The organism is Olleya sp. UBA1516, assembly GCF_002323495.1.
In the GTDB taxonomy this organism is placed as follows: Bacteria; Bacteroidota; Bacteroidia; order Flavobacteriales; family Flavobacteriaceae; genus Olleya.
On record NZ_DCQO01000012.1, the window covers coordinates 145,962 to 171,567 of the forward strand.

26 protein-coding genes are annotated in these 25,606 nt (G+C 32.2%); 24 read left to right on the forward strand and 2 right to left on the reverse strand.

All coding sequences use genetic code 11. The features are described from left to right. From B2989_RS08105 to B2989_RS08165, 13 genes are all read left to right on the forward strand, one after another. The gene (locus tag B2989_RS08105) at positions 1-1,017 is read left to right on the forward strand and encodes an alpha/beta fold hydrolase (RefSeq protein WP_292947029.1); all 1,017 of its coding nucleotides are present in this window, start codon (positions 1-3) and stop codon (positions 1,015-1,017) included. Continuing rightward, positions 1,014-2,015 (forward strand): homocysteine S-methyltransferase family protein, encoded by a 1,002-nt coding sequence (locus tag B2989_RS08110; RefSeq protein ID WP_292947032.1) that lies wholly within the window; start codon positions 1,014-1,016, stop codon positions 2,013-2,015. Before B2989_RS08105 ends, B2989_RS08110 begins: the two co-directional genes overlap by 4 nt. Beyond that, positions 2,015-4,720 (forward strand): methionine synthase, encoded by a 2,706-nt coding sequence (gene metH / locus B2989_RS08115; protein WP_292947035.1) that lies wholly within the window; start codon positions 2,015-2,017, stop codon positions 4,718-4,720. The genes B2989_RS08110 and metH overlap by 1 nt, the downstream gene beginning before the upstream one ends. Positions 4,721-4,873: 153 nt before the next feature. Further along, a complete protein-coding gene (gene metF, locus B2989_RS08120; RefSeq protein WP_292947038.1) occupies positions 4,874-5,830 on the forward strand; it encodes a methylenetetrahydrofolate reductase [NAD(P)H] in 957 nt (318 codons plus the stop codon). A 26-nt stretch (positions 5,831-5,856) separates the two neighbouring features. Then, positions 5,857-6,264 carry an RrF2 family transcriptional regulator gene (locus B2989_RS08125; RefSeq protein ID WP_292947041.1) on the forward strand — a complete coding sequence of 136 codons (408 nt, stop codon included), beginning with the start codon at positions 5,857-5,859 and terminating at the stop codon, positions 6,262-6,264. An 85-nt stretch (positions 6,265-6,349) separates the two neighbouring features. Beyond that, positions 6,350-6,604, forward strand: coding sequence for a DUF2061 domain-containing protein (locus B2989_RS08130; protein ID WP_292947239.1), 255 nt, complete (start codon positions 6,350-6,352; stop codon positions 6,602-6,604). Then, the gene (locus B2989_RS08135) at positions 6,601-7,218 is read left to right on the forward strand and encodes a phosphoadenosine phosphosulfate reductase family protein (RefSeq protein ID WP_292947044.1); all 618 of its coding nucleotides are present in this window, start codon (positions 6,601-6,603) and stop codon (positions 7,216-7,218) included. The genes B2989_RS08130 and B2989_RS08135 overlap by 4 nt, the downstream gene beginning before the upstream one ends. A gap of 15 nt (positions 7,219-7,233) precedes the next feature. Beyond that, positions 7,234-8,136: a sulfate adenylyltransferase subunit CysD gene (gene cysD, locus B2989_RS08140; protein ID WP_292947047.1), complete on the forward strand. Its 903-nt coding sequence runs from the start codon at positions 7,234-7,236 to the stop codon at positions 8,134-8,136. A gap of 77 nt (positions 8,137-8,213) precedes the next feature. Continuing rightward, positions 8,214-9,461 carry a sulfate adenylyltransferase subunit 1 gene (locus tag B2989_RS08145; protein WP_292947050.1) on the forward strand — a complete coding sequence of 416 codons (1,248 nt, stop codon included), beginning with the start codon at positions 8,214-8,216 and terminating at the stop codon, positions 9,459-9,461. Between the two features lie 130 nt (positions 9,462-9,591). Then, the gene (gene epsC, locus B2989_RS08150) at positions 9,592-10,338 is read left to right on the forward strand and encodes a serine O-acetyltransferase EpsC (RefSeq protein ID WP_292947053.1); all 747 of its coding nucleotides are present in this window, start codon (positions 9,592-9,594) and stop codon (positions 10,336-10,338) included. Then, positions 10,335-11,213, forward strand: a complete 879-nt coding sequence (gene cysM / locus B2989_RS08155) for a cysteine synthase CysM (protein ID WP_292947056.1) — start codon at positions 10,335-10,337, stop codon at positions 11,211-11,213. The genes epsC and cysM overlap by 4 nt, the downstream gene beginning before the upstream one ends. A 58-nt stretch (positions 11,214-11,271) precedes the next feature. Beyond that, on the forward strand, positions 11,272-12,363 hold the full coding sequence (locus B2989_RS08160) for an acyloxyacyl hydrolase (RefSeq protein ID WP_292947059.1): 1,092 nt from the start codon (positions 11,272-11,274) through the stop codon (positions 12,361-12,363). A 1-nt stretch (position 12,364) separates the two neighbouring features. Further along, positions 12,365-13,108 (forward strand): head GIN domain-containing protein, encoded by a 744-nt coding sequence (locus tag B2989_RS08165; RefSeq protein WP_292947062.1) that lies wholly within the window; start codon positions 12,365-12,367, stop codon positions 13,106-13,108. Here B2989_RS08165 and gldA read toward each other — a convergent pair whose 3' ends face one another. Further along, positions 13,109-14,002 carry a gliding motility-associated ABC transporter ATP-binding subunit GldA gene (gene gldA / locus B2989_RS08170; protein WP_292947065.1) on the reverse strand — a complete coding sequence of 298 codons (894 nt, stop codon included), beginning with the start codon at positions 14,000-14,002 and terminating at the stop codon, positions 13,109-13,111. It lies immediately after the preceding gene. 342 nt (positions 14,003-14,344) lie between these two features. Here gldA and B2989_RS08175 point away from each other — a divergent pair, with 342 nt between their 5' ends. From B2989_RS08175 to B2989_RS08190, 4 genes are read left to right on the forward strand one after another with little or no spacing between them, the layout of a single operon-like run. Beyond that, positions 14,345-15,172 carry a prephenate dehydratase gene (locus B2989_RS08175; RefSeq protein WP_292947068.1) on the forward strand — a complete coding sequence of 276 codons (828 nt, stop codon included), beginning with the start codon at positions 14,345-14,347 and terminating at the stop codon, positions 15,170-15,172. Next, on the forward strand, positions 15,169-16,311 hold the full coding sequence (locus B2989_RS08180; RefSeq protein WP_292947242.1) for a pyridoxal phosphate-dependent aminotransferase: 1,143 nt from the start codon (positions 15,169-15,171) through the stop codon (positions 16,309-16,311). Before B2989_RS08175 ends, B2989_RS08180 begins: the two co-directional genes overlap by 4 nt. Next, positions 16,311-17,162, forward strand: coding sequence for a prephenate dehydrogenase (locus B2989_RS08185; protein WP_292947245.1), 852 nt, complete (start codon positions 16,311-16,313; stop codon positions 17,160-17,162). The genes B2989_RS08180 and B2989_RS08185 overlap by 1 nt, the downstream gene beginning before the upstream one ends. 53 nt (positions 17,163-17,215) lie before the next feature. Continuing rightward, the gene (locus B2989_RS08190; RefSeq protein WP_292947071.1) at positions 17,216-18,298 is read left to right on the forward strand and encodes a bifunctional 3-deoxy-7-phosphoheptulonate synthase/chorismate mutase type II; all 1,083 of its coding nucleotides are present in this window, start codon (positions 17,216-17,218) and stop codon (positions 18,296-18,298) included. A gap of 54 nt (positions 18,299-18,352) precedes the next feature. Here B2989_RS08190 and B2989_RS08195 read toward each other — a convergent pair whose 3' ends face one another. Further along, positions 18,353-18,832, reverse strand: coding sequence for a hypothetical protein (locus tag B2989_RS08195; RefSeq protein WP_292947076.1), 480 nt, complete (start codon positions 18,830-18,832; stop codon positions 18,353-18,355). Positions 18,833-18,944: 112 nt separating this feature from the next. Between B2989_RS08195 and rsgA the strand changes: the two genes are divergently transcribed. The 7 genes from rsgA to queA all read left to right on the forward strand — a co-directional run bounded on the left by rsgA (position 18,945) and on the right by queA (position 25,383). After that, complete coding sequence (rsgA, locus tag B2989_RS08200) at positions 18,945-19,895, forward strand: ribosome small subunit-dependent GTPase A (RefSeq protein ID WP_292947079.1); 951 nt, start codon at positions 18,945-18,947, stop codon at positions 19,893-19,895. Next, positions 19,896-20,348 carry a D-aminoacyl-tRNA deacylase gene (gene dtd, locus B2989_RS08205; protein ID WP_292947082.1) on the forward strand — a complete coding sequence of 151 codons (453 nt, stop codon included), beginning with the start codon at positions 19,896-19,898 and terminating at the stop codon, positions 20,346-20,348. It begins immediately after the preceding gene. A gap of 1 nt (position 20,349) precedes the next feature. Then, the gene (locus B2989_RS08210; protein ID WP_292947085.1) at positions 20,350-20,541 is read left to right on the forward strand and encodes a hypothetical protein; all 192 of its coding nucleotides are present in this window, start codon (positions 20,350-20,352) and stop codon (positions 20,539-20,541) included. Between the two features lie 85 nt (positions 20,542-20,626). Next, complete coding sequence (locus B2989_RS08215; protein ID WP_292947088.1) at positions 20,627-22,528, forward strand: DUF3857 domain-containing protein; 1,902 nt, start codon at positions 20,627-20,629, stop codon at positions 22,526-22,528. Between the two features lie 124 nt (positions 22,529-22,652). Beyond that, positions 22,653-22,979 carry a nucleotide pyrophosphohydrolase gene (locus tag B2989_RS08220; protein ID WP_028284341.1) on the forward strand — a complete coding sequence of 109 codons (327 nt, stop codon included), beginning with the start codon at positions 22,653-22,655 and terminating at the stop codon, positions 22,977-22,979. A 36-nt stretch (positions 22,980-23,015) separates the two neighbouring features. Further along, positions 23,016-24,248 carry a 3-phosphoshikimate 1-carboxyvinyltransferase gene (locus tag B2989_RS08225; protein ID WP_292947095.1) on the forward strand — a complete coding sequence of 411 codons (1,233 nt, stop codon included), beginning with the start codon at positions 23,016-23,018 and terminating at the stop codon, positions 24,246-24,248. 85 nt (positions 24,249-24,333) lie between these two features. Continuing rightward, positions 24,334-25,383 carry a tRNA preQ1(34) S-adenosylmethionine ribosyltransferase-isomerase QueA gene (gene queA / locus B2989_RS08230; protein ID WP_292947097.1) on the forward strand — a complete coding sequence of 350 codons (1,050 nt, stop codon included), beginning with the start codon at positions 24,334-24,336 and terminating at the stop codon, positions 25,381-25,383. The last annotated feature ends 223 nt before the right edge of the window (positions 25,384-25,606 follow it).

Below are 25,606 nucleotides of genomic sequence, written 5' to 3' on the forward strand. Positions count from 1 at the left end.
ATGGAGAATTTAAAATATATAAATATCCCTGAGTTTGTTAACAATAATGGTAAGACATCAGATATTAAGTTGTCTTACCAATTATTTGGCAGACCATTACATACAGCACCAATTATATTGGTTAATCATGCGCTTACTGGTAATTCTAATGTGGTTGGAGACCAAGGATGGTGGAATGATTTAATAGGTGATAATAAATGTATTGATACCTTACATTATACCATTTTAGCTTTTAATATTCCAGGTAATGGTTATGATAATCTAGAAGAAAATCTGATATATAATTACCAGGAATTTACAGCTAGAAACATAGCCGAAATTTTTGCTTTAGGACTTCAACATTTATTAATTAATAAATTGTATGCCATCATTGGAGGTTCCGTTGGAGGAGGAATAGCTTGGGAGTTAGCTGTTTTAAAACCAAACTTAGCACAACATGTAATACCAATTGCTACAGATTGGAAAGTGACGGATTGGATTACCGCAAATTGCCATATTCAGGACGCAATCTTAAACAATTCAAATCAGCCTTTAAAAGATGCCAGAATGCACGCTATGACTTTATATCGTACGCCAGAATCTTTGACAAAAAAGTTTTCTCGTGGTAAAAATTCACAATCTTTATTTAAAGTCCAAAGTTGGTTAAGTTATCATGGAGACCAGTTGGATAGTAGATTTCATTTGTCAGCTTATAAATTAATGAATCAAATTCTAAAGACTATTGATATAACAAAAGGACGATTACCTTTTAAAGACGTGGCTTCAGTCATTAAAGGTCACGTACATATTATAACAATTAATAGCGATTTGTTTTTTAAGGCTGATGAAAACTGGGAAACTTATATTGATTTAAAATCAGTCAAGCAAAATGTAACTATTGGCGAGATTAAATCACTGCATGGTCATGATGCTTTTTTAATAGAATTTGAACAGTTGTCTAGATTATTAAACCCAATTTTTAAAAGTAAAGAAGTGTCAACAAACAAATTTGAAACTGTATTAAAAAAGTGTGTATGAGTAGTATTACAGAAGTCATTAAAAAACGAATTCTAGTACTTGATGGTGCAATGGGTACAATGTTACAACGCTATAATTTTACTGAAGAGGATTTTAGAGGCGACCGTTTTAAAGACTATCCAACATCTTTAAAAGGAAATAACGATTTACTGTCATTAACCCAACCCAATGCTATTGCAGACGTACATCGTAAGTATTTTGAAGCTGGAGCAGATATAGTTGAAACTAATACATTTTCTGGTACAACCATCGCTATGGCAGACTATAATATGGAAGATTTAGTATATGAACTTAATTTTGAATCGGCTAAAATTGCTAAACATGTTGCTACGGAATTCACTAATAAAAACCCAGAAAAACCTCGTTTTGTAGCAGGAAGTATTGGTCCAACAAATCGTACAGCAAGCCTAAGTCCTGATGTTAACAGACCAGAATTTAGAGCTGTAACTTTTGATGAGTTGCGTATTGCCTACAAGCAACAAGTAGAAGCCTTAATTGATGGAGGAGTAGACTTATTGTTAGTCGAAACTATTTTTGACACTTTAAATGCAAAAGCAGCATTATTTGCAATTGAAGAAGTAAAAGAAGAACAAAATATAGACATTCCAATTATGGTATCTGGGACCATTACAGATGCTTCTGGTCGTACACTGTCTGGTCAAACAGTTGAGGCTTTTTTAGCTTCAATTTCTCACGTGCCTTTATTAAGTGTTGGCTTTAACTGTGCTTTAGGTGCAAAGCAATTACAACCTTATTTAAAACGTCTATCAAATCAAACAGATTTTTACACGTCTGCACATCCAAATGCTGGATTACCAAATGCTTTTGGAGAATATGATCAAACTCCAGAAGAAATGAAAAACTTAATTGAAGAATATTTAAAAGACGATTTAATTAATATTATTGGTGGTTGCTGTGGGACAAATCCAGAACATATTAAAGCAATTGCTCAGGTTATAAAAAGCTATAAACCAAGACAAATAAAACAATTAGCATAATGGATGACTGTGACTGTCAAAAATATTTAACACTTTCTGGTTTAGAACCCTTAATTGTAACACCAGAAAGTAATTTTATAAACGTAGGAGAGCGTACCAATGTTACAGGTTCTAGAAAGTTTTTACGTTTAATAAAAGAAGAACAATATACCGAAGCTTTAGTTGTAGCAAGAGATCAGGTAGAAGGTGGTGCACAAATTTTAGATGTCAACATGGACGAAGGTATGTTGGATGGTGTTTATGCGATGACTACCTTTTTAAATCTAATTGCTTCAGAGCCAGATATTTCCAGAATCCCTATAATGATTGATAGCTCTAAATGGGAAATTATTGAGGCTGGTTTAAAGGTGGTTCAAGGTAAATCTGTTGTAAATTCTATAAGTTTAAAAGAAGGAGAAACCGAGTTTATACGTCAAGCTAAACTAGTAAAACGTTATGGAGCTGCTGTAATTGTAATGGCTTTTGATGAAAATGGTCAAGCAGATACGTATAAACGTCGTATTGAAATTTGTGAACGTTCTTATAAAATATTGGTTGATATTGTCAATTTTCCTGCACAAGACATCATTTTTGATCCCAATATTTTTCCTGTTGCTACAGGAATGGAAGAACATCGTAAAAATGCATTAGACTTTTTTAATGCTACAAAGTGGATTAGACAAAATTTACCATTTGCTAATGTGTCTGGTGGTGTAAGTAATGTGTCCTTTTCTTTTAGAGGAAACAATACTGTGCGTGAGGCTATGCATGCTTCATTTTTGTTTCACGCCATAAAAAACGGAATGAATTTAGGTATTGTAAACCCAACGATGTTGGAGATTTATGATGAAATTGATAAAGAGTTACTGCAATGTGTTGAAGATGTTTTGTTTGATAGACGTGAGGATGCTACTGAGCGTTTATTGGAGTTTGCCGAAACCGTAAAAGGCAATAAAAAAGAAACTACAGAAACGGTTCAGGAATGGAGAAATACCGAGTTGCAAAGCAAAATCACACATGCTTTAGTAAAAGGGATTGATACATATATAATTGAAGATGTTGAAGAAGCAAGACAATCTGTTTCAAGACCCATTGAGGTTATTGAAGGTCACTTAATGCAAGGTATGAGTGTGGTTGGAGATTTATTTGGAAGCGGAAAAATGTTTTTGCCACAAGTAGTAAAATCGGCTAGAGTCATGAAAAAAGCAGTCGCTTATTTACAACCATTTATTGAAGCTGAAAAAGATGGAAAACAAGCCTTTGCTGGAAAAATTTTGATGGCAACTGTAAAAGGAGATGTGCATGATATTGGTAAAAATATTGTGAGTGTAGTTTTAGGTTGTAATAATTACCAGATTATAGATTTAGGTGTTATGGTTCCGCCAGAAAAAATAATTGATACTGCTATTAAAGAGCAGGTAGATATTATTGGTTTAAGTGGTTTAATCACACCATCCTTAGACGAAATGGTTTATGTGTCCAAAGAAATGGAAAAACAAAACTTAGATATACCATTAATTATTGGAGGAGCAACGACGTCTAAAGCACATACTTCGGTTAAAATTGCACCTCATTACAAAGATGCTGTGGTACATATTAATGATGCATCAAGAGCTGTAACTGTTGTTGGCGAATTATTAAATAAAAACAATGTTGTTTATAAAGAGCAGATTAGGGAAGAATATGATGTGTTTAGAGAAAAATTTTTAAACAGAACCAAACAAAAAGATTACATAAGCATTGAAGAGGCTAGAAATAGAAAGTATAAAATAGATTGGCAAACCTCTAAAATTGTAAAACCAAAACAATTAGGAATTCAAATAATTGATGATTTTGATATTACAAAATTAGAAACGTATATAGATTGGTCTCCTTTTTTTAGAAGTTGGGATTTACATGGCAAGTATCCAGATATTTTAACAGATAATGTTGTTGGAAGTCAAGCAACAGATTTGTTTATTGACGCTCAAGAATTATTAAAAAGAATTTTTGATGAAAAACTATTAAAAGCTAAAGCCATCTTTGGGTTGTTTCCTGCTAATACCATAAATGATGATGACGTTGAGGTAAGTTTGTCACCTCGAGCGCAGTCGAGAGGTCTTACAAGTGAAGATAAAATTAAATTTATAACCTTACGTCAACAATTAAAGAAAAGAGAAGGTGTGCCAAATCACGCCTTAGCAGATTTTATTGCTCCAAAAGAAACAGGAATACAAGATTATATTGGTGCTTTTTGCGTGTCTACTGGTTTTGGTACAGCAGAGTTAGCAGAGCAGTTTGAAGCTGATAATGATGATTATAATTCGATAATGATTAAAGCGTTAGCAGATAGATTGGCTGAAGCTTTTGCAGAATATCTTCATAAAGAAGTAAGAACAAAACATTGGGCTTATGCACAAGATGAAAGTTTAACTAACCAAGAATTAATTAAGGAAAGTTATAAAGGCATTCGTCCAGCTCCTGGTTATCCTGCGTGTCCAGATCATTTAGAAAAGCAAACCATTTGGAAGCTATTAAATGTAGAAGAAAACATTGGTGTAAAACTTACCGAAAGTCTTGCTATGTGGCCTGCAGCAAGTGTAAGTGGCTATTATTTTGGTAATGCTGAGGCTAAGTATTTTGGCTTAGGAAAAATCACGAAAGATCAATTATTGGATTATTCAAAACGAAAAAATATTAGCATAGAAGAAGCTACCAAATGGCTAAACCCAAATTTAGCAGACTAGTGCGTTAGCGATTGATGTGGCATCCTTTTTACGTCAGTTCGAGTGATACGACGTTAGGAGTATTGTGACGAGAACAAGTAAAAAGATATAACGGAAAGCGCGACCCTTGTGGTAACGCCATAAAAGTAACTGAGATATAATTTTAGGTAATACATGAAAGTAACAGAACACATAATTAGAGGTGAAGGGAAAACGCAATTTTCGTTCGAGATTTTACCGCCTTTAAAAGGACAACATATCCAATCTATTTTTGATAATATTGATCCATTAATGGCATTTAATCCACCTTTTATTGATGTTACGTACCATCGTGAGGAATATGTGTATAAAGATTTAGGTGATGGTTTGCTTAAAAAACAGGTGGTTAAAAAGCGTCCTGGAACCGTTGGTATTTGTGCTGCAATCCAAAATAAATATAACGTGGATGCCATTCCGCATATTTTATGTGGTGGTTTTACTAAAGAGGATACAGAGAATTTTTTAATTGATTTGGACTTTTTAAATATTGATAATGTTATGGCTTTACGTGGAGATGCGGTTAAAACCGAAACCTATTTTACGCCAGAAAAAGAAGGTCATGCGTATGCTAGTGATTTGGTAAAACAAATAACAGCTTTAAATGAAGCTAATTATTTGGATGATCAACTGCTTAATTGTAGTGCGACGGATTTTTGTGTTGGTGTTGGTGCGTACCCAGAAAAACATATGGAAGCACCAAGTCTAGAAAGTGATATTCATTTTTTAAAAAAGAAGATTAAAAATGGTGCTGAATATGTGGTGACACAAATGTTTTTTGATAATCAAAAGTATTTTCAGTTTGTAAATAAATGCAGAAGCGAAGGCATTACTGTACCTATTATTCCTGGTTTAAAACCAATATCAACTTTAAAGCAGTTAAATGTTATTCCGCATCGTTTTCATGTGGATTTGCCAGAAGCTTTAATTAAAAGTATTATTAAATGTAAAACTAATGTTGAGGTTAGACAAGTTGGTATTGAGTGGTGTATCCAGCAATCTTTAGAGCTTAAAAATGCAGGCATACCAATGTTACATTACTACTCGATGGGAAAAAGTGATAATATTAAAGCAATTGCCGAAGCTGTTTTTTAATAACAAAAAACGCTTACTTTTGTAATATGCTTTCTAAGAAAACAAAATACGGAATTAAGGCTTTAGTACACTTAGCTAAAAAGGACCAACGTTGTCCTGTGCAAATTAGTACAATATCTTCAGCTGAAAATATTTCTCAAAAATTTTTAGAGACAATCCTACTTACATTAAAAAAAAACGGGATTTTAGGTTCTAAAAAAGGAAAAGCAGGTGGTTATTACCTTTTAAAGGAACCTAAAAATGTTAGCATGGCAGATGTCATGCGTATTTTAGAAGGACCTATTGCAATGGTGCCTTGTGTAAGTTTAAATTTTTACGAAGCATGTAGTGATTGTCCAGATGAAACCATTTGCGCTGTTCACACCTTAATGGAAGAGGTTAGAGATAGTTCTCTTAAAATTTTTAACAACAAGACTTTAGCAGATTTTATTTAATTTATTTGTGCAAACAAGCTGCAAGCTATACATTTGCATTTAATCTACTATTCCGATAGGAATTAAAGAGTAATTGAATTTAGATATGATTTTAGATGCGTTTTTTAAAGTAGAAAACAAAAAGAAGGAAGCTAAGTCATCCGAAGAGAACATTAATAGAAGCATCCTTAAAACAATAAGTTGGAGAGTTATTGGTACGTTAGATACTTTAGTAATTACCTATTTTATTACTGGCACTTTACAAATGGCTTTAAGTATTGGTTTTATAGAGTTTTTTTCTAAAATGTTACTTTACTTTTTTCATGAACGTGCTTGGAACAAAATTAAATTAGGAAAATGATACAAATAGATATAGATAGTATTAACCAAAAATTAAAAAATAAAACACCACAGGAGATTGTCAATTGGGCTATTAGTATTGCCAAAAATCCTTTGGTTACTACTAATTTTAGACCTTATGAAGCTGCAATATTACATTTAGTATCCAATCAAAAAAAGGATATAAAGGTAATTTGGTGCGACACAGGATATAATACGCCTAATACCTATAAACATGCCGAGTCGGTTATTAATACCCTAAATTTAAACGTAAAACTTTATGTGCCAAAACAGACTGTTGCACATCGTGATGTCGTTTTAGGTATTCCTGATGTCAATGATCCTAATCATAAACTATTTACAGAACAAGTTAAGCTAGAGCCATTTACTAGAGCATTTTTAGAGCATAAACCAGATGTTTGGTTTACCAATTTGCGTAAAGGTCAAACCGCTTTTAGAGATAGTATTGATGTTGTATCTGTGGATAAAAATGGCGTAATTAAAGTTAGTCCTTTTTATAATTTTACAGATGAAAGCCTTGATGCATATCTTGAAAAACATCAACTACCAAACGAGTTTAAATACTTTGATCCAACTAAAGTTTTAGGTAATAGAGAATGCGGTTTACACGCATAAATGATAAATAAAATAATGAAAAATACCTCACAAATAAATCCGTTAGAAAACGAAGCTATTTATATTTTTAGAGAAGTGGCAGCACAATTTGAAAAACCAGTTTTACTGTTTTCTGGAGGAAAAGATTCTATAACATTAGTAAGATTAGCTCAAAAGGCATTCTATCCTGCTAAAATTCCGTTTCCATTAATGCATATAGACACAGGTCATAATTTTCCTGAAACTATAGCCTTTAGAGACCGTTTGGTCAAAGAATTAGGTTTAGAATTAATAGTGAGAAATGTTCAAGACTCTATTGATCAAGGAAAAGTTAAAGAAGAATCTGGACGATACGCAAGCCGAAACCAATTACAGACAACAACACTTTTAGACGCTATTGAAGAGTTTAAATTTGATGCGTGTATTGGAGGAGCCAGACGTGATGAGGAAAAAGCAAGAGCAAAAGAACGTATCTTTTCAGTAAGAGATGATTTTGGGCAATGGGATGAAAAAAATCAACGTCCAGAATTATTTGACATGCTAAATGGACAAATTGAATTGGGACAAAATGTACGTGTATTTCCTATTTCTAATTGGACGGAATTAGATGTTTGGTCTTATATAGAGAAAGAAAAAATTGAAATTCCTTCTATTTATTTTGCACATACAAGAGCTACTTTTTTAAGAGATGGATTAATATGGTCTGCTGACGATGATGTTGTGTATAGAGATGAAGATGAAGAAGTGATTGAAAGAATTGTTCGTTTTAGAACCGTTGGAGATATGAGTTGCACAGCAGCTGTCTTATCCGAAGCTTCAGATATATCTAGTGTAGTACAAGAGATTCGTGATTCTTCAATATCAGAGCGAGGTGCCAGAATAGATGATAAGCGTTCTGAAGCTGCAATGGAGAAACGAAAACAACAAGGGTACTTTTAGAGATACCCTTTTCTTTCCTTTAAAAAGTAATATTTAATTTAATAATAAAAACTTCATTTTGAAGTCAAACATATAATATGGACGTATTAAAAATAGCAACAGCAGGTAGCGTTGATGATGGAAAAAGCACATTAATTGGAAGATTATTGTACGATACAAAATCACTTACTTCAGACAAATTAGAAGCTATAAAAAATAAAAGTCAACAACTAGGTTATGATTATTTAGATTTTTCTTTGGCTACAGATGGTTTAGTTGCCGAGAGAGAACAGGGAATCACTATTGATGTTGCACATATTTATTTTTCTACAGTTAACAAAAGTTACATCATTGCAGATACTCCAGGTCATGTTGAGTATACTAGAAATATGGTAACTGGTGCGTCAACGTCTCAAGCAGCTATTGTCTTGATCGATGCAAGAAAAGGAGTGATTGAGCAAACTAATCGTCATTTTTTTATTAATAATTTATTACGAATTAAGACCGTAATTGTAGCTATAAATAAGATGGATCTAGTTGATTTTTCTGAAGAGAGATATAATGAGATAAAATCTGAATTTGAAGTTTTGATGAGCAAACGAGACTATCAAGACCAAAACATTAAATTTATTCCAGTAAGTGCTTTAAAAGGTGATAATGTTGTTAATAAATCAGAAAATACACCTTGGTATACTGGTGAAACATTATTGGAACATTTGGAAAATATTAATCAAAAAGATGTATTAAATTCAGGAACACCTAGGTTTCCTGTGCAATATGTTATTCGTCCTAAAACCGAAGAATTTCACGATTTTAGAGGTTATGCTGGTAAGGTTTATGGAGGTGAATTAAGTGTTGGAGATGAGGTTGTTATTCTTCCTTCTCAGACTAAATCCAAAATTAAAGAGATTCATTTTTATAATCAAAAAGTACAAACTGCATCAAGACGCTCGTCGGTATTAATTACTTTAGATGATGATGTAAATATTAGTAGAGGAGACATGATTGTTAAAGCTAACGATTTACCTGTTATTGATAAACAATTTACAGCCACCATTTCTTGGATGGATTCTCAAAATTTAGCCTCAGGTAATAAGTATGTTATACAACATGGTGTTAACAAAGTATTAGCAAAAGTGGATACCATTCATCATAAAATAAATCCTGATTATTCTGGGATTGATCAGTCTGCACAGGTGTTAAACATGAATGATATTGCATCAGTGACTTTTAAATTAAATAAGCCTATATTTTATGATGCATTTAAAGACCATAGGACAAATGGTTCTTTTATTATTATAGATAGTAAATCTAATAATACGGTAGGTGCAGGATTTATACAATAGTAATTATTAAACAAATGCAATGGTATTATCTAAGTAATTGCTATTATTTTAAATAATTAAACTCCTATTACAAATACGCTAAATAGTCTAAAATTAGAAGTAACTTTATAGCCTCAAATATAAATAGGTTATGCAGGAGACGTTACAAATTCCATTTAGGTTTAAAGAGAAGGTAGAAGACTTAGCAAAAGAGTTGTTTTATTGTGCGTTAGAGACTTCTGACCAACAGGAACAGCTTTTTAAAAATATTAAAGATGCCTTTTTTTATGTTTCTCAGGCATTAGATTGCGGAGTTTGTAATACAAAATGGGATCAGTTTAAAACAGGAGTTAAAGCTTTAAAGCCAAAATTACAATTGGATGCAGAAGCGGCTTATAATAATGATCCTGCAGCAAAAAGTGTTAAAGAAGTTTATTTAGCTTACCCTGGATTTTACGCTATAGCAATGTATAGATTAAGTCATATTTTATGGCAATTAGATGTGCCTGTTTTACCACGTATGATATCGGAATATGCGCATGGTATAACAGGTGCAGATATACATCCTGGTGCTACTATTGGAGACTCATTTTTTATAGATCACGCTACAGGAGTTGTTATTGGAGAAACAGCAATTATACATAACAATGTCATTATTTATCAAGGAGTAACTCTTGGTGGTATTAAAGTCGAAAAAGCTTTAGAAAACACCAAAAGACATCCAACAATTAAGGATAATGTTACCATTTATGCCAATGCCACTATATTAGGAGGTGACGTTATTATTGGAGAAGGTTCTGTAATTGGAGCTAATGTATGGATTACTAAATCTATTCCAGAACAATCTTTAGTCACTTACAAATCAGATATTAAAATCACCAATAAGTACAGCAAATGAGTATTTTAAAACAAATAGGTAACACACCATTAGTAGAAGCCACTAATTTAGTATCAAAACCTAACGTTAAGTTGCTTTTAAAACTAGAAGGTGATAATCCAGGCGGAAGTGTAAAAGATAGACCTGCTTATAATATGATTGCTGAAGCTGTAAAACGTGGCGACATAAAAAAAGGAGGACATATAGTAGAAGCTACAAGTGGTAACACTGGTATAGCTTTGGCTTATGTAGCCAGTTTATTTGGGATTAATATTTCTTTAGTAATGCCAGAAAACTCCACTATCGAGCGTGTCAAAACAATGCGTGCTTATGGAGCAGAGGTTGTTTTAACAGATGCCCAACGTGGTATTGAAGGCTCAAGAGATGTTGCTTTTAAAATGAGAGATGAAAAAGGTTATTTATTGCTAAATCAATTTGAAAATAACGACAATTGGAAAGCGCATTATAAAACCACAGGTCCAGAAATTTGGAAAGATACAAAAGGAGAAGTGACGCACTTTGTATCTGCAATGGGTACTACAGGAACCATTATGGGAACTTCAACATTTTTAAAAGAACAAAATAAAGACATTCAAATAATAGGTGCGCAACCAGCCGATGGATCTAGTATACCAGGCATCCGTAAATGGTCTACAGACTACGTACCAAGTATTTTTAATCCATCTAAAGTTGATCAAGTTATCGAAGTTAGTCAAGAAGAAGCAACAGCAATGACTAAAAGATTAGCAAAGGAAGAAGGTATCTTAGCAGGTATGAGTAGTGGTGGATCTGTAGCAACCGCTTTAAAATTAATCGAAACTTTAGATCAAGGCGTTGTCGTTGCAATTATTTGCGACAGAGGTGACCGTTATTTGTCTTCTGCCTTATTTGATTAGTAATATGCGTTAACGCTGTTTATAATTTAATTACTTTTGCGACCTAATTACACTGTTAATGAAGTCTTATTTTAGTTGTTTATTTTTATGTTGTGTCTTTTTAGCTACAGCACAACAAGAAAAAAATCCGTTTACCTTAGATGCTAATTTTTTCTATGGAAATATAACAGAGCATAACAGTGATATTTCACATTTAATAAAAGGACACCCAACTGGTTTTATTTTAAGTTACAATAAAAAGACATTTGGTCAAAATGCTTGGGAAAGCAGATATAATTATCCAGATTATGGAGCGTCAATTATTTATCAGGATTTTAAAAATGAAACGTTAGGTAACAACCTTGGTGTCTATGCGCATTATAATTTTTACTTTTTAAAACGAAACTTAGTATTCAGAATAGGTCAAGGCTTAGCATACAATTCAAATCCGTATGATAAGGTTGATAATTACCGTAATAATGCATTTGGTACGCGCTTGCTAAGCAGTACTTATGTGATGCTTAATTATAAAAAAGAAAATATTTTTCAAGGATTTGGATTACAAACGGGTTTATCTTTAATCCATTATTCAAACGCTAACATTAAAGCACCAAACAGCTCTATAAATAGTATTACATTAAATTTAGGAGTTAATTATCTTTTGGATTTAAATAATTCACCAGAATATATCAAGCATATTGACGAGGCATTTACAGAAAAAGTAAAGTATAATTTTGCTTTCAGAACAGGTGTTAACGAAAGTGATATTATAGATTCTGGACAATACGTTTTTTACATTGTTTCTGCATATGCAGATAAGCGTTTAAATAAAAAAAGTGCCATACAATTAGGTACAGATGTCTTTTTCTCTAATTTTTTAAAAACACATATTAGATATAAATCAGTTGCCTTTCCTTTAGATAATGTCTCTGGAGACGAAGATTATAAACGTGTTGGTGTTTTTGTAGGTCATGAGTTATTTATTAGTAAAACATCATTAATTACACAACTAGGTTACTATGTGTATTACCCATTTGATTTTGAAGGTCGTGTTTATAATAGAGTAGGTTTAAAACGCTATTTTGGAGATAAAATTTATGGAGCTTTAACTCTTAAATCTCATGGTGCCAAAGCAGAAGCAGTAGAATTAGGAATAGGAATAAGATTATAAGATGAAAAAAATAATATACATACTTTCAGTAATAGTTCTATTTAGTTGTGATTCTGAAAACGCACCAGATTGTTTTCAAAATTCGGGAGATATCGTACAACAAGAAATTGCTGTAGATGGGTTTACCAAGATTACGGTATATGAAAATATCGAATTATTTATAGAACAAGGTCTGACGCAAAAAGTAGTTTTAGAAACTGGAGAAAACTTAGCAAACGATGTTGATATCTATGTAGAAAATGGACGATTGATTTTAAAGGACAATAACGGTTGTAATTTAACAAGGGATTATGGGATTACTAAAATATATGTTACCACACCTAACGTGACAGAAGTTAGAAATAGTAGTAATTTAGACGTGCATAGTATAGGTGTTTTAAATTTTCCAGACTTAAAGTTGTATTCTGAAGATGATTCTGGAGATTATTACAATGTAGGTGTTTTTAATATGGAAGTTAATTGTACAGATTTAGTAGTGGTAATTAATAATATAACTACAAATATAATCTCTGGTACAACAGAGAATTTAAGAGTTAATCATGCGTCTGGTAATGGTCGTTTTGAAGGACGCTATTTAATAGCTCAAAATGTAACCATTTATCATCGTGGTACAAATGATATCATAGTAAATCCGCAAATTAGCTTAATAGCTAGTTTGGTTAGTACAGGAGATGTTATCGCTGTTAATACACCACCAACAGTTACAATTTCGCAACAATTTGATGGACAAGTAATTTTTGAGTAACTAACTTGTTAGTTCTCTAAATAGACTTTCTAAACTTGCATTTTTTTGATTAAGTTGTAAAATCTTTAATTCGTTATCATGGGCAAAATCAAAGACATGACTACGCATATCTTCTGACGTTCCAAACGTGATTTCGTAAGTAAAATCGTGGATGTTTTTAACATGTTTTGCATTAGGTAATTTTAATAAAAAAGCCTCTTCAATTCTATAATCAAATTCCACAATAACAATTTGTTGCTGTCCATCGCGCAATTCTTTTAGCTTTTTGTTGGCAACAATTTCACCTTTATTAATAATAATAACACGATCGCACATGGCTTCAACTTCCTGCATAATGTGTGTAGATAAAAATACAGTTTTATCTTTTCCTAAATTTTTAATTAGATTTCTAATGTCAATTAATTGATTAGGATCTAAGCCTGTCGTAGGTTCGTCTAAGATTAAAACCTCAGGATTATGTAACAAGGCGTTTGCTAAACCAACACGTTGCCTGTAACCTTTGGATAGTTGTCCAATAGTTTTATGTGCCTCAGGTGTTAATCCAGTAAGCGTAATAACTTCTTCAATACGCGATTTGTCAACATTATAAACATTAGCGTTAAAGCTTAAATATTCTCTTACATATTGTTCTAAATACAAAGGGTTGTGTTCAGGTAAATAGCCAACACTTTTTTGTACATTTTTTGTGTCAGTTAAAATATGATGTCCATTAACTTCTGCATCGCCTGATGTAGGATTGATGTAGGTTGTTAAGATTTTCATCATTGTAGATTTTCCTGCGCCATTAGGACCTAAAAAACCGACAATTTCGGGACGATTAATTTCAAAAGAAATATTGTTTAAAGCCTTCTGCGAGCCATAAACCTTAGTTATGTTTTCTACTTTAATTGACATGGTTATAATCTTTACTCAAAAATAGACATTCTGTAATTTAAACCATAGATTATTAGTAAATCTTTAAATCTTTACTAAAAACCACAAAAATAGGTGCTTAGTGTTTTGTTATATCATTTTATTAGTTACTTTAGCAATATTATTACAAACATGAGCACAATAAACAATACATATTTTAGCTGGTATTATTTCTTTTTTAACAAAAGGAACGAGACGCTGTATATGTAATTTAGCAACATATATTTTTTAAAAAAGTCTCGATATATATCGAGACTTTTTTTGTTTTAATAAGTCAGGATTACACAAAACAAATAGGATAACTCAATTAAAAAGAATACTAAATTGATAAAATCAGTAGCTATACAAGGTATTAAAGGATCATTTCATCACATTGTGTCTCAAAATTATTTTCAGACTAATGTTAGTATTGTTCCGTTTATGTCTTTTGACCAAACAGTGGAAAGTGTCCTTAATAAACAGACAGATGCAGCAATAATGGCTATTGAAAACTCAATTGCAGGCTCCATTATACCTAATTATGCGCTAATAGATACTAATAATTTACACGTAGTAGGAGAGTATTATTTAGATATTCAACACAACTTAATGGCTTTGCCAAATCAAAAGATTGAGGATATTACAGAAGTATATTCTCATCCTATGGCTTTGTTGCAATGTAAAGCCTTTTTTAAGCAATATCCACATATCAAACTTATAGAAGATAAGGACACTGCAGAGGTTGCGGAACGTATTCATAATAAACAATTAAAAAATACAGGAGCTATTGCAAGTACTTTAGCTGCGCAGATATTTGAGCTAGATATTTTAGCAAAAAGCATCCAGACTATTAAGCATAACGAAACCCGTTTTGTTATTGTAAAACAAGATAATTCTGAGATCGCTGAAGCGGAAATTAATAAAGCGTCTATCAAATTTGAATTAGACCATAAAAGAGGAAGTTTAGCAACCATTTTAAATGTCATGAGTGATTGCAAATTAAACTTAACAAAAATACAGTCTTTGCCAATTATTGAAACTCCTTGGAAATATGCCTTTTTTGTGGATGTAACCTTTCAAGATTATCAAGATTTCAAAAAAGCAAAATCTATAATGGATATTATGGCCACCCATTTTAAAGTTATTGGTCAATATAAAAATGCAAAAAAATAATGAAAGTAGCTAACAGATTACATAGTGTAGAGGAATACTACTTTTCTAAAAAATTAAAGGAAGTCAATGCTTTAAAAGCAGCAGGAAAACCTATAATTAATTTAGGAATTGGAAGTCCAGATTTACAACCATCAAGCCAAGTTGTTGCAGCGTTAACAGCAGGTTTATTAGATGTTAATGCACATAAATATCAAAGCTATCAAGGCTTACCTGAGTTTAGACAAGCTATTTCAGAATTTTATAAAAAACAATATCAAACACAGATTAATCCAGAAACAGAAGTATTACCATTAATGGGAAGTAAAGAAGGGATTATGCATATCTCTATGGCTTTTTTAAATGAAGGTGATAGTGTCTTGATCCCTAATCCAGGCTATCCTACATATGCAGCTGTGACTAAATTAGTGCAAGCTAATCCTATCGCTTATAATTTAGATGAAAGCAATAATTGGCTACCTAATTTAGACGAGATTGAAGCTTTAGATTTAACTAAAGTTAAACTAATGTGGATCAGTTATCCACATATGCCAACAGGAGCAAAGGCTAAAAAAGCAGATTTAAAAAAGTTAGTAGATTTTGCTAAAAAGCATGATATATTGCTAATAAACGACAACCCTTATAGCTTTATTTTAAACGATAATCCGTTAAGTATTTTAAACATTAAAGGCGCAAAAGAGGTGTGTTTAGAGTTAAACTCACTTAGCAAAACATTTAATATGGCTGGTTGGAGAGTAGGTATGGTGTTAGGAAGTCAAGACCATATTAATGCAATTTTAAAAGTAAAAAGCAATATGGATTCTGGTATGTTTTATGGCATTCAAAAAGGCGCAATAACAGCATTAAATAGTCCGCAGGATTGGTTTGATAATTTAAACAAAGTGTATACAACACGTCGTAAATTAGTATGGCAATTGGCCGATAAATTAAACTGTACGTATGATAAAAATGCCTCAGGTTTATTTGTTTGGGCAAAATCACCAGAAGGTTATAAATCAGAAACATTTATAGATACATTGTTACACGATAAAAGCCTATTTATAACGCCAGGAACGGTTTTTGGAACACAAGGCGAAGGATATGTAAGATTTTCGTTATGTGCAACGACTGACCAAATAGAAGAAGCAATAGCAAGAGTATGATACAAAATATATACATAATTGGTGTAGGATTAATTGGTGGTAGCTTGGCTTTGGATATAAAAAATAAACGTCCAGAAGTTACAGTTTACGGTATAGATAATTCTGAAGACCACTTAAATCAAGCTTTAGAGCTTGGTGTTATAGACCATAAAGCAGTTTTGGAGGATTTAGATAAGGCAGATTTAGTCGTGTTAGCTATTCCTGTGGATGCTTCAGTAATTGTTTTGCCTCAAGTACTAGATAAAATATCAGATTTTACGTTAGTTGCAGATGTTGGTTCGACTAAGTCAGATATATGTAAAGTTGTAGAAAATCATAAAAGACGACGCAATTTTTTAGCAATGCATCCTATTGCAGGAACGGAGTTTTCTGGACCAAAAGCAGCAATCAGAAATCTGTTTAATCAAAAAACAAATATCATTTGCGAAGTAGAAAAAACAGCTTTTAAATTACAAGAAAAAGCGGTTAGTTTATTTACAGACATTGGGATGCGCATGCGTTACATGAATCCCGAATCACATGATAAACACATTGCCTACGTATCACATTTATCACACATTAGTGCGTTTATGCTAGGTAAAACGGTTATTGAAAAAGAAAAGAATGAGCGTGATATTTTTGATATGGCAGGTTCAGGATTTGAAAGTACTGTAAGATTAGCCAAAAGTAGTCCAGCCATGTGGACACCAATTTTTAAACAGAATAAAACTAATGTAGTCGAAACATTAGAAGATTACATTGCTAATTTAACACAGTTTAAAAAACTGATAGAAAATGATGACTTTGAAGGTATTTTTAACGAAATGAAAGACACTAATTACATAAAACAAATATTAAACGGAATACAATAAATAGTAATACCTCTAAAATTCTAAATAATTTTGAGGCTTTAGATTAGAAGATTATGGAAAATAAAAAAGAAATGAGAAACTGGTTGGATGACATGAAGTTAGATCATCCATTAGTAATCGCTGGACCATGTAGTGCAGAGACAGAAGAGCAAGTATTAAAAATAGCACACGAGCTAAAAGATACTGATGTTAGCTATTTTAGAGCAGGTATATGGAAACCGCGTACAAGACCAGGAATGTTTGAAGGTGTTGGTGCTTTAGGTTTAAATTGGCTTAAAAAAGTAAAAGAAGAAACAGGCATGAAAACCTGTACTGAAGTTGCTAATGCTGCACACGTAAAATTGGCTATCGAAAATGATGTTGATTTACTTTGGATTGGTGCACGATCTACAGTTAGTCCATTTATCATGCAAGAATTAGCAGATGCATTAGCCGGAACAGATAAAATTGTGTTGGTTAAAAATCCAGTAAATCCAGATTTAGCGTTATGGTTAGGTGGTATTGAAAGATTATATACTGCAGGTATTAAAAACTTAGGCGCAATCCATAGAGGATTTTCTACTTACGAGAAAACTAAATATAGAAACATTCCAGAATGGCAAATTGCTATTGAGTTTCAAAACAGATTTCCTGATTTACCATTAATAAACGATCCGTCGCATATTACTGGAAAACGTGATATGGTTTTTGATGTCTCTCAAACTGCATTAGATTTAAATTTTGATGGATTAATGATTGAAACGCATACAGATCCTGATAACGCATGGAGTGATGCTGCACAGCAAGTTACACCTACATCATTAATTCAAATGATGGTAGATTTAAAGATTAGAAAAGAGTCTGATCCTGAAGCAGAATACAATCAAGAGTTAACTAACCTAAGAGCACAAATAGACGTTGTAGATAATCAAATTATCGAAGCTTTAGGTAAGCGTATGAAAATTGCTGACGGAATTGGAGGTCTTAAAAAACAGAAAAACGTTGCGGTTTTACAAAGCAAACGTTGGAATGAGATTTTAGGAAAAATGGTTTTAGAAGGTGAGTCTAAAGGTTTAAGTGAAGAGTTTATTTTAAAAATGTTTAAAGCTATTCACCAAGAGTCTATTAATCATCAAGAAAAAATTATAAAAGGATAATTTTTAAAATAAAAAAAGCCTCTTAAATTTAAGAGGCTTTTTTAATATTTGTTTTTAAAGATTTCTTTTAAAAGTGTATCGTGTAATAAATATACCTTTACCATCTCCTTTTCCACCTTCACTTTCAACACCAGTGTTTATGAAGGCTAATTCCCATCCTTGTGCTACCATGTCATTAACTTTTGATGTCATAACAGCATCGTTAGCAGCTATATTTTGAAATCTAATTCCACCTAAATTATAAAAGTTTAATAACTTAGTTTCGTCATAATTTTTAACTCTGATTTCATTTCTTTTAGATTTGTTTTTTTCATCAGAATCTTTATCATCAGAGCGCACAGTTGTAAATTCTTTGTAATCTTTAGTTTCATTTGCAGATATCATTCTAGAACGACCTAAACCATTAGGTACAATAGATTCTACAACAGTCACAACCTTATACTCTACCTGACCACTTTTGTCAGATTTAGTAATAAATGAGAAAGAAATAAAGCCAACAATGGCTAATGCGATAAATAAATAGTTTTTTTTCATGATATAATTTATGTTAAGACACGAAGTTAATAAAAATTTTAAACCGACAAAGGATGCTATTTGGTACTGATTTTTGTTGGAATAGACCATAATAATTTTCATATTTGTAATAATGACAGGACGCGTATACAAATCCACAGGTAGCTGGTACACAGTAAAGACCCAATTAGGTCAAACTTACGAGTGTAGAATTAAGGGTAAGTTTAGACTTAAAGGAATTAAAAGCACAAATCCAATTGCTGTTGGAGACTTTGTGGACTTTGAATTAGATACAAAATCTGATCAAGAAACAGGTGTAATTAACACCATTCATGACAGGCAAAACTATATTGTCCGTAAATCCGTAAATCTATCCAAACAAACACACATTATTGCGTCAAATATTGACCAAGTGTTTTTATTAGTTACTATTGATAATCCACCAACATTTACGAGTTTTATAGATCGGTTTTTAGTAACAGCAGAGGCTTATGATATTAAAGCAGTTTTATTATTTAATAAAATTGATACTTACGATCAAGAGACTTTAGATGAGGTAAGGTACTTAGCTCATGTTTATCGTCAAATTGGTTATGAATGTATAGGTATTTCGGCTACGACCGGAAAAAATCTAGAGCAAGTTAAAGGCTTAATGGAAGGGAAGGTAAGTATGTTTACTGGTCATTCTGGTGTTGGAAAATCAACATTGGTCAATGCCATAGAGCCAGCTTTAGACCTAAAAACTAAAGCCATATCCATGCAACACATGCAAGGTCAACATACTACAACTTTTGCAGAGATGTTTGACTTAAGTTTTGATGCTAAAATTATAGATACACCAGGAATTAAAGGGTTTGGTGTAGTAGATATGGAAAAAGAAGAAATTGGAGATTATTTTCCAGAATTTTTTGCCTTAAAACAAGATTGTAAGTTTAATAACTGTTTACATATCGAAGAACCTAAATGTGCTGTTAAAGAAGCTTTAGAAAAAGATGAAATCGCAGCATCACGATATAAAAGTTATGTGCAAATTGTAGAAGGAGACGAGGAACATTACAGAACCGATATCTGGAATCAAGAATAAATGAAAGTAGTCATTCAAAGAGTTAGTAAAGCAAGCGTAACTATTGAAGGTGATTTGGTAGCTAATATTAACAGTGGACTACTAATTTTACTTGGGATTGTAGAGCAAGATACGCAAGATGATATTGATTGGTTAGTCAACAAAATTGCTAATTGTCGCATATTTAATGATGACAATCAAGTCATGAATAAATCATTAATAGACATAAATGGCGAGGCGTTGGTTGTAAGCCAATTTACACTACATGCAAGTACCAAAAAAGGAAATAGACCAAGTTATATCAAGGCAGCAAAACCTGATATTGCAATCCCTTTGTATGAAGCTTTTGTAAAGCAATTACAATCTGTTTTAGATAAACCTGTACAAACAGGTCAGTTTGGCGCAGACATGAAAGTGGAGTTGCTAAATGATGGTCCAGTAACTATCATTATAGATTCTAAAAATAAAGAGTAGCATGAAAAAAAAGGTAATCACATTTTTTGTAGCAGCATTGTTTTATGGTGTTTTAGGATATCTAATTAATTATTTTGTAACATCTGATTATACAAATAATCAATTAATTAATATGTCTATCTTTTTTGGAGTGGCTATGGGTTTATTTGAAACTTTAGTTAGACCACTAATTTTTAAAACAAAAACTAAGTAATAAAGTAAGCGTAATTACAGGATTTATTCAAGTCATTGTTTTACATTTTCTACAAATTTTATATATTAGAGTTTAATTATTTTAAATGTCTACAACTACACTATTTAAAAGTGTTTTTTTGATACTTTTTGTCTCCATAAATACTTTTGCTCAGGATACATATCAAGCACTTCTAATTGATTCGGATTTAAAAAAAAATGCCAATGCAATTATTAGATCTAGTCATACCGAAATAACTATTGACGCTAAGGATAAGCTAATTACAAACCAGAAACGTGCTGTTACTGTCCTTAATAAATATGGTCAAAAACACGAAGGTGCTTATGTGTATTATGACGATTCTAAATCCATAAAAACACTAGAGGCTGTAATATATGATGCTTTTGGAAAAGAGGTTAAAAAGTACAAAAAAAGAGATTTTTTGGATGTAAGTGTAGCAGATGGTATTTCAATTTTTAATGATAATAGAGCCAAACGTATAGATTATACACCAAGCGCTTATCCATATACTATTGTTTTTAACTTAGAAACAGTATCAACAAATACTGCATTTTTACCACAATGGTATCCAATAGAAGGCTATCACTTAAGTACAGAACAATCATCGGTAAAAATCATTAATAATTCTGAGATACAATTAAGCTACAAAGAAACAAACTTGGATAGTTTTAAAATTGAAAAAAAGTCTGAATTCTACTATGAAGCTAAAAACATTCCAGCTATAAACTATGAGGCTTATAGTCCATCGTTTACAGAAACAGTTCCCTATGTTAAATTTGCACTAAAACAGTTTAGTATGGAAAGTGTAGAAGGCGAAAATACAGATTGGAGTGAGTTTGGAAAATGGATTAATGATAAGTTAATTGCAGGAACCCAAGAGTTACCAGAAACAGTAAAATTAGAAATTTTAAATCTTACCGCAGACGCAAAAACGCCTTTAGAAAAAGCCAAAATTGTATACAATTATATGCAAAACAAAACACGCTATATTAGTGTTCAAATAGGTATTGGAGGCTGGAAGCCTATGTTGGCAAGTGACGTAGATAGGTTGGGTTATGGAGATTGCAAAGGATTGTCCAATTACACTAAGGCATTGTTAGATGTTGTTGGTGTGCAGTCCTATTACACCATTGTTTATGGTGACTCAGATATAAGAGATATAGATACTTCTTTCTCATCCTTACAAGGTAATCATGCTATTTTATCCATTCCAGATAATAATAGTTATATTACTTTAGAGTGTACAGATCAAACCGTTCCGTTTGGTTATAATGCTAATTTTACGGATGACAGAGATGTGCTTATAGTTACACCAACAGGAGGTCAAATAGTACATACCAAAGCCTATGAAACCAATGACAATTCTCAAGTGACTCATGCGACGGTTAATTTAGATAATAGCGGAAGTATTATTGCTGAAATAAACATTAAATCTAAAGGCACGCAATATTCTAAATATAGAAGGTTAGAAGCACAAACCGAAAAAGAAAATATACTAGATTATAAAGATTATTTTGATGGTATTAATAATATTCAAATAACTAATTTGTTATTTAATAACAACAAAGATAATATTGAGTTTGAAGAGCAAATTGCTTTAAATGCCAAAAACTATGCTAAAAAAGTAGGTAACAGATTATTGTTTGAACCCAATTTATTTAATAAATCAAAAAATATACCTCCAAAATATGCTAATCGTAAATTACCGTTTAAAATTAATAGAGGGTTTATAGATACTGATCAATACACAATAATATTGCCTGAAAATTTAAAAATAGAAGCGCTACAAGAGGATGTTACTATAAAAAACAAGTTTGGATCATATCAATTTTCTATTACAAAAACTAATAAAAACACCTTAGTGTACAACAGAACGTTAATAATAAATAAAGGAGATTTCAGTAAAGAAGACTATAAAGCCTATAGATTGTTTAGAGCTGAAGTAGCTAAGCACGATGCTTCAAAAATAGTATTACAAACTATTTAAAGCACAAAACCAGTAATTATAAAAACGTATTTCGTTATACATATTTAGTAAAACAAACTAGTTACACTATTCAAATAGTAGTAAATTTATAAATTGAAAAAACAGTACCTAAAACAGTTTAAAAATGGACATTAAAAATGCACAGCTAGAGGTAGATAATTGGATTAAAAATCATGGTGTTCGTTATTTTAACGAGCTTACCAATATGGCTCAATTAACAGAAGAGGTTGGTGAAGTTGCACGTATTATAGCTAGACGCTATGGTGAACAAAGCGAAAAAGAATCTGATAAAAATAAAGATTTAGGAGAAGAGCTGGCAGATGTTATGTTTGTAGTATTGTGTTTGGCAAACCAAACAGGAATAGATCTTCAGGAAGCTTTTGATAAAAAGTTAGACCTTAAAACTAAGCGTGATCACGACAGACATCACAACAATCAAAAATTAAAATAAAGTACTAATTTCTGTTATTACAGAAATCCTTTACATATGAATTTACATTTACACCAATCAACAATACATAAAACAAACGCTATCCAAATTACTGGGTCAAAAAGCGAATCTAATAGACTGTTATTGTTGCAAGCTTTATATCCCGAAATTAAAATAAATAATATTTCAAACAGTGACGATTCGGTATTAATGGCTAAAGCTTTAGCGTCAAAAGACACTGTTATAGACATACATCACGCTGGAACAGCGATGCGATTTTTAACAGCATATTTTTCAACACAAGAAGGCAGAACAATAGAGCTTACAGGATCTAAGCGTATGAAAGAACGTCCTATTGCTATTTTGGTTGATGCCTTAAATCAATTAGGAGCTCAGATTACTTATAAAGAAAACCAAGGGTTTCCACCATTATTAATTACAGGTAAAAAGTTAACTAAAAATAAAGTTACGCTTAAAGCTAATGTAAGTAGTCAGTATATATCAGCACTTTTATTAGTGGCTTCAAAATTAGAAAACGGATTAGAATTAACCCTTGAAGGCGATATCACATCTGTACCATATATTAAAATGACGTTAAGCTTATTGGAAGAAATCGGTACAAAAACAAAGTTTCAGGATAATGTAATTACCATTTACCCACAACAGCAACTAGCTAATAAAACGCAACAATTAACCGTAGAAAGTGATTGGTCATCAGCATCCTATTTTTATAGTATAGTAGCAATGTCTGCAATAGGTACAACAATTTCGTTATCATCATATAAGCAAAATAGCCTGCAAGGAGATTCCGCTTTAGCGACAATTTATAACGCATTTGGTGTGACCACAACCTTTAAAAATAATACAGTTGTCCTTCAAAAAACCGAAGCTACATCATCAGATACGATAATTAATTTCGATTTAAAAAATGCACCAGACATAGCACAAACTATTTCGGTTACAGCTTTTGGACTAGGGTTAGACTGTCATTTAACAGGATTACATACACTAAAAATTAAAGAAACTGACCGCTTAGTCGCCTTAAAAACCGAAATTGAAAAACTAGGAGGCCAAGTAACTATTACAGACAATAGCTTAACATTAAAAAAAGCGACTAATAGACATCAAAATGTTACAATAGCAACCTATAACGATCACAGGATGGCTATGGCATTTGCACCATTAGCCTTAAAAGTGCCAATAATTATAGAAGACTCAAAAGTAGTCTCTAAATCTTACCCAACGTTTTGGGACGATTTGGCTGCTTTAGGCTTCATTTTTAGTGTTTAATAAATAATAATTGGTCATTTACTTGACAACGCCTATCTCCAGATTGTATATTTGCAATCTTGTTAACTTAACAACTAATTAATAAATGAAATTATCACACTTCAATTTTGAATTACCTGAAGAGCTATTAGCAGAATATCCTGCAGAAAACAGAGACGAGTCTCGTTTGATGGTATTAAACCGAAAAGAGCAAACCATCGAACACAAAATGTTTAAAGACTTAATCGAGTATTTTGACGAGAAAGATGTGATGATTCTTAACAACACCAAAGTATTTCCTGCACGTTTATTTGGTAACAAAGAAAAAACAGGAGCAAGAATCGAAGTGTTTTTATTACGCGAGCTTAACCAAGAACAACGTCTTTGGGACGTATTAGTAGATCCAGCACGTAAAATACGTATTGGTAACAAACTTTATTTTGGTGATGACGAGACGTTAGTAGCAGAGGTTATTGACAACACAACATCTAGAGGACGTACATTACGTTTTTTATACGATGGATCATACCAAGAGTTTAGAATCAAACTACAAGAGTTAGGAGAAACACCTTTACCAAAATATATTAAAAGAGAAGTAGAGCCAGAAGACGAAGACCGTTACCAAACCATCTACGCAAAAGAAGAAGGTGCAGTAGCAGCTCCAACAGCAGGACTTCACTTTTCTAAGCACTTATTAAAGCGTTTAGAAATCAAAGGTGTAGACTTTGCAGAAGTAACTTTACACGTTGGTTTAGGGACTTTTAATCCAGTAGAAGTAGAAGATTTATCTAAACACAAAATGGATAGCGAAGAGCTTAAAATTGAAGCTAAAGCAGTAGAGGTTATTAATAACGCTAAAAAAGAAAAACGTCGCATTTGCGCAGTAGGTACAACAGCAATGCGTGCAATAGAAAGCTCAGTATCATCAAGCGGAACACTAAACGAAGTAGAAGGATGGACCAATAAATTTATCTTTCCACCATACGACTTTAGCATCGCAAACGCAATGATTACTAACTTTCACACGCCAAAATCAACACTTTTAATGATGGTGTCAGCATTTGCAGGACACGACTTCATGAAAAAAGCATACGAAGAAGCAGTAAAAGAAAAGTACAAATTTTACAGTTATGGAGACGCGATGTTAATCATCTAATCCTATCAATATAAATTACTAAAACCTCTTTTCGCTTTAATTAGTAAAAGAGGTTTTTTTTATGGCATTACCCAAGGGTCGCGCTCTCGACAGTCGCTTTGCATTTGCTTTAAGGCAAAAGCAAGAGCTTCAACAAATGTCTCCATCGCTAATGCACAACCCAAAGACCAGTTTTAAAATAATCTACAGTAAATCGTCAATCGTAATTCGTAAATCAATAAAC